The organism is Patescibacteria group bacterium (genome assembly GCA_028707065.1).
In the GTDB taxonomy this organism is placed as follows: Bacteria; Patescibacteriota; Patescibacteriia; order Patescibacteriales; family WJLG01; genus JAQTUZ01.
The window spans coordinates 21,586-28,060 of sequence record JAQTUZ010000018.1 but is presented as its reverse complement, the minus strand read 5'-3'; the positions used below and the strand labels follow the sequence as shown (position 1 = coordinate 28,060).

Below are 6,475 nucleotides of genomic sequence, written 5' to 3'. Positions count from 1 at the left end.
AATTGCATGCCGACCGGCAAGCCGTTGGCGAAACCGCAGGGAATCGAGATGGCCGGCAGACCGGCAAGCGACGGGCCGGAAACGAAAATATCTTCCAGATACATTTTCAAGGGATCAGTCGCGTTCTCCCCTATTTTGAAAGCCGGGGTCGGCTGAGTCGGCGTCAAAATAAAATCAACGCGCGACAATTCATAATCAAGCTCTTCTTTTATTTTTGTGCGGACTTTTTGCGCCTGAAGATAATAAGCGTCTCTGTAACCTGCTGACAGAGCATAAGTGCCGAGCATGATGCGGCGCTTGGCTTCGCTGCCAAAACCCTTGCCGCGGGATTTAGTATAAACTTCCAAAAGATTTTTTGCTTCCTTATCGGAAAAACCGTATTTGATTCCGTCAAAGCGCGCCAGGTTGGAGGAAATTTCCGACGGCGTGATGATATAATAAACCGGAATGGCATATTTGATATGAGGCAAGCTGACCGGCACGGTAACCGCGCCCAGAGACTTAAATTTCTCGATCGCCGCCTCGACGGATTTTTTCACTTCGCTGTCCACGCCTTCACTGAAAAAACCATCGAAAATCCCGATCTTGATATTTTTAAAATCTATCTTGAAATTTTTCGCATACTCGGGAACTTTTTCGCCAACCGTTGACGCGTCGCGGCCGTCGCGGCCGGCAATAATTTCCAACACATGGGCAGCATCTTCCACGGTCTTGGTGATCGGGCCGGGAACGTCAGTCGAAGAAGTCATAGCCATCAGACCAAAACGCGAAGACCGGCCATAGGTCGGTTTGATTCCGGTTACGCCGCAAAACGCGGACGGGCAACGAATCGATCCACCAGTATCAGTGCCTAAAGCGAAAAGACACATATCCGCCGCCACGGCCGCGGCCGGTCCGCCCGATGATCCGCCCGGAACTCTTTCCAGATCCCAAGGATTGTGCGTCGGGCCATAAGCGCTATTTTCCGTGGACGCGCCATGGGCGAATTCATCCAGATTGGCTTTACCCAAAAGCACCGCGCCAGCCTTGCGCAATTTTTCGATTATCGTCGCGTCAAACGGCGCGATATAATTTTCCAGAATTTTGGAAGCTGCCGTAGTACGCACGCCGCGAGTCAAAATATTATCCTTAGCGATATAAGGAATGCCAAGCAAGCCGCCCCTCTCCCCTTTCGCGCGGCGAGCGTCAGCCGCTTCAGCTTCTTCCATTGCCTCTTTCTCACAAACCGTTAAGAGCGCTTTAACTTTATCGTCAATTTCCTTAATCCGATCCAAACAAGCGCGAGTTAAATCAACCGAGGTTGTTTCACCCGAGTCCAATTTTTCAATCGCTTGTTTTATAGTTAACTCATTTAATTTCATAAAAATATTTGTCATCCTGAGCCGGAGCCCCTGGCGCAGGCGAAGGATCTATTTTGTATAACCTCCGAACTTCTTCGGCATAATTTTTAACAGGGGAAACGATATTTCCTACGCATATCCGTTCTAATGTTTGATTGTGTTTTAATAACTTCTCGGCTGATAGATCCTTCGCGCGGCGCTCCCTCCCAAGGCGGACAGGCAGGATGACAAAAGAAGAAAAACGCGAGGCGCGAGATTGCCACGTCGTTCCGAGGCGGAACTCCTCGCAATGACAAAAATTAATCTTGTTCCAAAACTTTTTTTACTTTGATCTGGTTGCCTTCCAGGCCGGCCGGCGATTGCGCGAGGGCGGCAGCGACTTCGGACTTATCCCAATCTTCATATTCGTCAGCGCGAAAAACATCCGACAAGCCGGTGACTTGGGCGGTCGGTTCAGTGTTGGTCGTATCGACTTCTTTTAATTGATCGATGTAACCTAAAATATTACCAAGCTGCGGCGTTAAAACATCGATCTCTTCTTCGGTCAACTCTAAGCGAGCGAGTGCCGCGACTTTTTTTACTTCATCTTTACTCAAACTCATAACGCGTAACTCATAACGCGTAACTCTTTTTCGCAACGACTTTTCGGCGTTACGAGTTATGAGTTACGGGTTACGAAAAAATTCACTTAACCATCTTCAAAAATTCTTCTTCATTTAAAATCTTAACTCCGAGCTTGATCGCTTTGTCGCGCTTGCTTCCCGGCTCTTCGCCGACGACGACATAATCGGTTTTTTTACTGACTGATTCGGAAACTTCTCCGCCTAATTCTCTTATCTTATCTTTCGCTTCATCTCTTGTCAATTTGGCCATTGTGCCGGTTAAAACAAACGTTTTTCCCGCCAAAGGCCCGCCCGAGGCGGATGCTAATCGCGCTTCGCTTTTTAAGCTAACCCTGTTTTCTTCCAGTTTTTCCAAAACTTTCAAATTTTTCTTATTGCCAAACCATTCCTTGATGCTTTCGGCGACGATCGGACCGACATCTGGCATATTTTGGATATCTTCTAAAGATAATTTACTAAAATATTCGACAACGTTTTTTATAAAAATCTTATTTTTCGGCAAACCACCCCTATCCCCTCCTTGGAAAGGAGGGGAATTTAAAAAATTTTTTGCTAAAGTGATGGCGGTTTCTTCGCCGACGTGGCGGATACCCAAACCATAAATAAATCTAGAGAGATCCAAAACTCGGCGGGCATTGATCGACTCGATGATGTTCTGCGCTTTTTTTTCGGCAAAACGCTCCAAGGGTTTTAAATCGCCTTCGGTCAATGAATAAAAATCAGCGATATCGGAAACCAAACCTTCTTCTTCTAATTGCTCGACGATCTTTTTGCCCAAGCCTTCGATATCGGCGGCATTTTTGGAAACAAAATGGATCAGGCCGCGCAAGGTAACCGCGTAGCAATCGCGGCTGACGCAGCGATAAGCGACTTCGCCTTTTACCTGTTCGACTTTACTGCCGCACATCGGGCAGATCTTCGGCACGCTAATTTTTTTCTCATTGCCGGTCCGCAATTTTGGCAAAACCTGGACGACTTTCGGGATCACGTCGCCGGCGCGCTCGATCATCACCGTGTCCCCTATTTTCAAACCCAGCCGCCCGATCTCATCGAAATTATGCAGCGTCGCATGCGTGACGGTCACGCCGCCGACTTCAGCCGCTTCCAATTCCGCCACCGGAGTCAATATTCCGGTTCGTCCGACCTGCCAGACGACATTTTTCACTCGCGTCGTAACTTGCATCGCCGGAAATTTGAAAGCCATCATATAGCGCGGGCCTTTGCCGACCATGCCCAAAATATCCCAAAGCGCCAGATCATTGACTTTGACGACTGTGCCGTCGATCTCGAACGGCAATTTTTCCCGCTTGGCCCCGATCTCTTTATAAAAAGCAAAAACTTCCTCCAAATTCTGGCAAACCCGATTTTCCGCGATCACTTTAAAGCCCAATAATTTCAAGACTTCCCGTTTCTGACTCTGCTTAGTTAAGCTAAGATCGCCCAAAATTTCATAAGCGTAAAAATCAAGTTCCCGCTCGGCGGTAATCTTCGGATCAAGCTGGCGGATTGAACCGGCCGCGCCGTTCCGCGGATTAGCCAAGAGCGGTTTGCCCGCTTGTTCATATTTTTTGTTCAGCTTGGCAAAAGTCTTTTTGGTCATCACCACTTCGCCGCGGACATAGATTTTTCCCGTTTGCGCCGCGCCGATCATCTTTTTCGCCTCGGCTTCCGATAATCCGATTTTTTTTAATTCGCCGGCTTCGGGAATCCGCAAAGACAACGGCACGCTTTCGATGGTCTTGATATTTTGCGTCACATCTTCGCCGGTTTCGCCATCACCGCGAGTTGCGCCGACCGTGAACAAGCCCCGGTCATATTTCAAACTCATGGCCAAACCATCAACTTTCAATTCAATGAAATATTGCGGTCCAGAACCACCCCCCAACCCCTCCTTAGAAAGGAGGGGGGAACTAAGAAGAATTTTCATGTTGCGGTCCTGCCAATCGCGCACATCCTGCTCATTGAAAGAATCAAACAGCGAATACATCCGGTATTCATGGCGGAATTTTTTAAATTTATCCAAAGGCTCGCCGCCCACCCGCTGGGTCGGAGAATCCGGCGTGATGAATTCGGGATTGGCCTGCTCCAGTTTCTGCAATTCATTTTTGAGCGAATCCAAAGCCGCGTCGGAAATTTCCGAACGGTCGTAGACGTGATACTGGTAGCGGTAATAATTAACCTGGTCGCGGAGTTTGGCAATTCGGGCTTTGATTTCCTGCTTAGTCATAAATTTTATAACGCGAATAATGCGAATTATGAGCGAATACCGCGAAAACTACGAACCGAATAACACACCCCGTCCGCGCGGCGCGGCCACCCCTCTCGAGAGGGGAATTAAAAATTGTTCGTAGTATTCGTGTACAATTCGTTGTATTCGCATTATATACCCAACTCTAATAGTGCTATGAACATCTTATCAAAAAACCGCCGGAATTTCCAGCGGCTTTTTTAATAGATCAAATCAGATTTAGCTTATTTTTTCGGCGTAGCCGGGGTGGCCGCGGCCGGAGTCTGGGCGGCTTGAGCCTGCTGGAGGCAGGAAACGCCAACAATCGTCACCGTGATAGTTTTGCCGTCCTTATCCGTGCCGACATTCAAAGGAACGCCTCCGCTGGCGCATTTTTCAGCGGCGGTCGCGACATCCACAATGGCCTGGGAATAGCCTTGATTAGCCGCAACTGTCATCTGCTTCACTTTAAAATTGTTCCAGCTGTTCCAACCGACGTAGCCGATCGAAAAAACGGCCCACACGATCAAAACGATCAGCACAATACTGGTTTTGGTGATTTTCATAGTCTTTTTTATGATTTATGAATAATAATCTGCTTTTAATTATAATACTCCTGGAAGAATAAAACAAGGGGCGGAAATGGAATTGCTACATTGCTAAATTGTTGCATTGTTGCGTAACGATTTAAAAAAATAACAATTTAACAATGTAGCAATGTAACAATAATATAATTGAGGGCATTCCAGTCCCTTTATGATTCCGTTAATAATCAAAATCCAATTCCACGCTTCTCTTTAAGCCATTGGTCTGGGGATAAGTTCCGACCGAAACAAAAACCAAAGTATTGCCAAAATCGTAATCGCCGCTTTTCCAATAAACCAGATAGGAGCTGCCATCAGACAAAGTTTCCACGAATGAACAAGTAGAGGTGGCATAGCCGGGGACACCGCAAGTATTGCTTCCCTGGCGATATTCGTAAAGCATCCTTTCGGCGCCGGCTTCGGCGGCAAAATAAGCTTTGGTGGATCGGGCTTGCGTGCCGCCTTCTTTTACGCCGGTGACGATCAGCTTGGCGGCGGCCAAGGATATCAAAAGGATGCTGTTTAAAATCAAGATGGTCATCAGCAAAGCCGTCCCGGCCTTAAAGGTGTTTGGTATTTGCCTGCCCCGAACCTTGTTGAGGGAGTATTTAGTATTTGGTGTTTTACGCTTACAAAACATAACACATAACACATAACACATAACATGTTATGATTTTAGTTATTCACTTTAAAAAGCATAGCCCCGATTTCATCGGCTTGAGCCAATATTTTTTTATAAGTATTTTCATCCAGATAATTTTGCGTATACGAAAAATAAATTAAATATTTTGCTTCCTTCAAGGATCCGAATGATATATCCAAAAAATTGTTATAAATTTTACATCCCTCGCCTCTTCTTCTGGCGAAACCTTCAATATAATTCAAAATGATCGATAATGCCGCTCTTCTTAACTGTGAAGTTACTCCATACAATTCATCACGGGGGAAATTTTTTGTTATTTTGTAAACGTCATTGACAAAAAGGTGAATTTTTAATTTTAGCGAGTCGTGAAAGTTCATTTCATGTTATGTGTTATGTGTTACGTGTTACGAGTTACGAGTTATGAGTTACGGGTTGCGTGCTATTGATATGATCTTGATGACAGGGCGGTTTCCATGTCGATTTGCTCGACCGGCGCGCCTTTGACGCTGACGGAAAGATGCATCCTTACCGCGACAGCCGCCTGAACCAGCGGCGCGCTATCAACTATCCGGAAAACCAATTTACTGACCGTTATCCCTTTGGGCGTCAGCGGCAAACCGTTTTTCAAAATATTATCGTCGGAATAGGGATAAGAAACATAAAGCTGGCCGTTATTAAGATAATATTTAACGCACACGCCGTGATAATTCAAAAATTCCAGCTGGCTGCCGCCGCCGTCAACCCAATAAATATTGCCGGAAGGAACACAAGGATTGCTGACGGTGGTTTTCTGCGCCGTTCTTATTTCCTTGCCCATTCTTTCAAAATCATAACGGATATTTTCCTGCAGATCTTCCGAGATGACTGCTATGCGCTGGCTATTGATGACTGTTTCAAAAATTCCCGCGGCCAAAATAATGGTCAAGGAGAACAAAAATACGGAAACGGTCAGCTCGAGCAGAGTGACGCCGGCATGATCAGCCATGATTGTATTTGGTATTCGGTATTTCGTATTTCGTATTTTTCGCTGGTGATACATAACACATAGCACGTAACAC

Annotated in this window: 7 protein-coding genes; all 7 read right to left on the bottom strand. The window is 46.3% G+C overall.

Annotated features, from left to right (window positions below; genetic code table 11):
* Positions 1–1,361: Asp-tRNA(Asn)/Glu-tRNA(Gln) amidotransferase subunit GatA (gene gatA / locus PHE24_05685; protein MDD4902594.1), on the bottom strand; the 1,361-nt coding region annotated here is incomplete at its 3' end.
* Between the two features lie 278 nt (positions 1,362–1,639).
* Positions 1,640–1,942, bottom strand: a complete 303-nt coding sequence (gatC, locus tag PHE24_05680; protein ID MDD4902593.1) for an Asp-tRNA(Asn)/Glu-tRNA(Gln) amidotransferase subunit GatC — start codon at positions 1,940–1,942, stop codon at positions 1,640–1,642.
* An 82-nt stretch (positions 1,943–2,024) separates the two neighbouring features.
* Positions 2,025–4,190, bottom strand: coding sequence for an NAD-dependent DNA ligase LigA (gene ligA, locus PHE24_05675; protein MDD4902592.1), 2,166 nt, complete (start codon positions 4,188–4,190; stop codon positions 2,025–2,027).
* 245 nt (positions 4,191–4,435) lie between these two features.
* The gene (locus tag PHE24_05670) at positions 4,436–4,756 is read right to left on the bottom strand and encodes a hypothetical protein (protein ID MDD4902591.1); all 321 of its coding nucleotides are present in this window, start codon (positions 4,754–4,756) and stop codon (positions 4,436–4,438) included.
* Positions 4,757–4,955: 199 nt separating this feature from the next.
* On the bottom strand, positions 4,956–5,414 hold the full coding sequence (locus PHE24_05665) for a hypothetical protein (GenBank protein MDD4902590.1): 459 nt from the start codon (positions 5,412–5,414) through the stop codon (positions 4,956–4,958).
* A gap of 35 nt (positions 5,415–5,449) precedes the next feature.
* Positions 5,450–5,794, bottom strand: a complete 345-nt coding sequence (locus PHE24_05660; protein MDD4902589.1) for a four helix bundle protein — start codon at positions 5,792–5,794, stop codon at positions 5,450–5,452.
* Positions 5,795–5,856: 62 nt separating this feature from the next.
* On the bottom strand, positions 5,857–6,402 hold the full coding sequence (locus PHE24_05655) for a hypothetical protein (GenBank protein MDD4902588.1): 546 nt from the start codon (positions 6,400–6,402) through the stop codon (positions 5,857–5,859).
* Positions 6,403–6,475: the final 73 nt, after the last annotated feature.

Bases quoted from the DNA above. Each gene is read 5' to 3' on its own strand.
- PHE24_05665 (MDD4902590.1), bottom strand. From the start codon at position 5,414: ATGTTTTGTAAGCGTAAAACACCAAATACTAAATACTCCCTCAACAAG.
- PHE24_05660 (MDD4902589.1), bottom strand. From the start codon at position 5,794: ATGAACTTTCACGACTCGCTAAAATTAAAAATTCACCTTTTTGTCAAT.
- PHE24_05670 (MDD4902591.1), bottom strand. From the start codon at position 4,756: ATGAAAATCACCAAAACCAGTATTGTGCTGATCGTTTTGATCGTGTGG.
- ligA (MDD4902592.1), bottom strand. From the start codon at position 4,190: ATGACTAAGCAGGAAATCAAAGCCCGAATTGCCAAACTCCGCGACCAG.
- PHE24_05655 (MDD4902588.1), bottom strand. From the start codon at position 6,402: ATGGCTGATCATGCCGGCGTCACTCTGCTCGAGCTGACCGTTTCCGTA.
- gatC (MDD4902593.1), bottom strand. From the start codon at position 1,942: ATGAGTTTGAGTAAAGATGAAGTAAAAAAAGTCGCGGCACTCGCTCGC.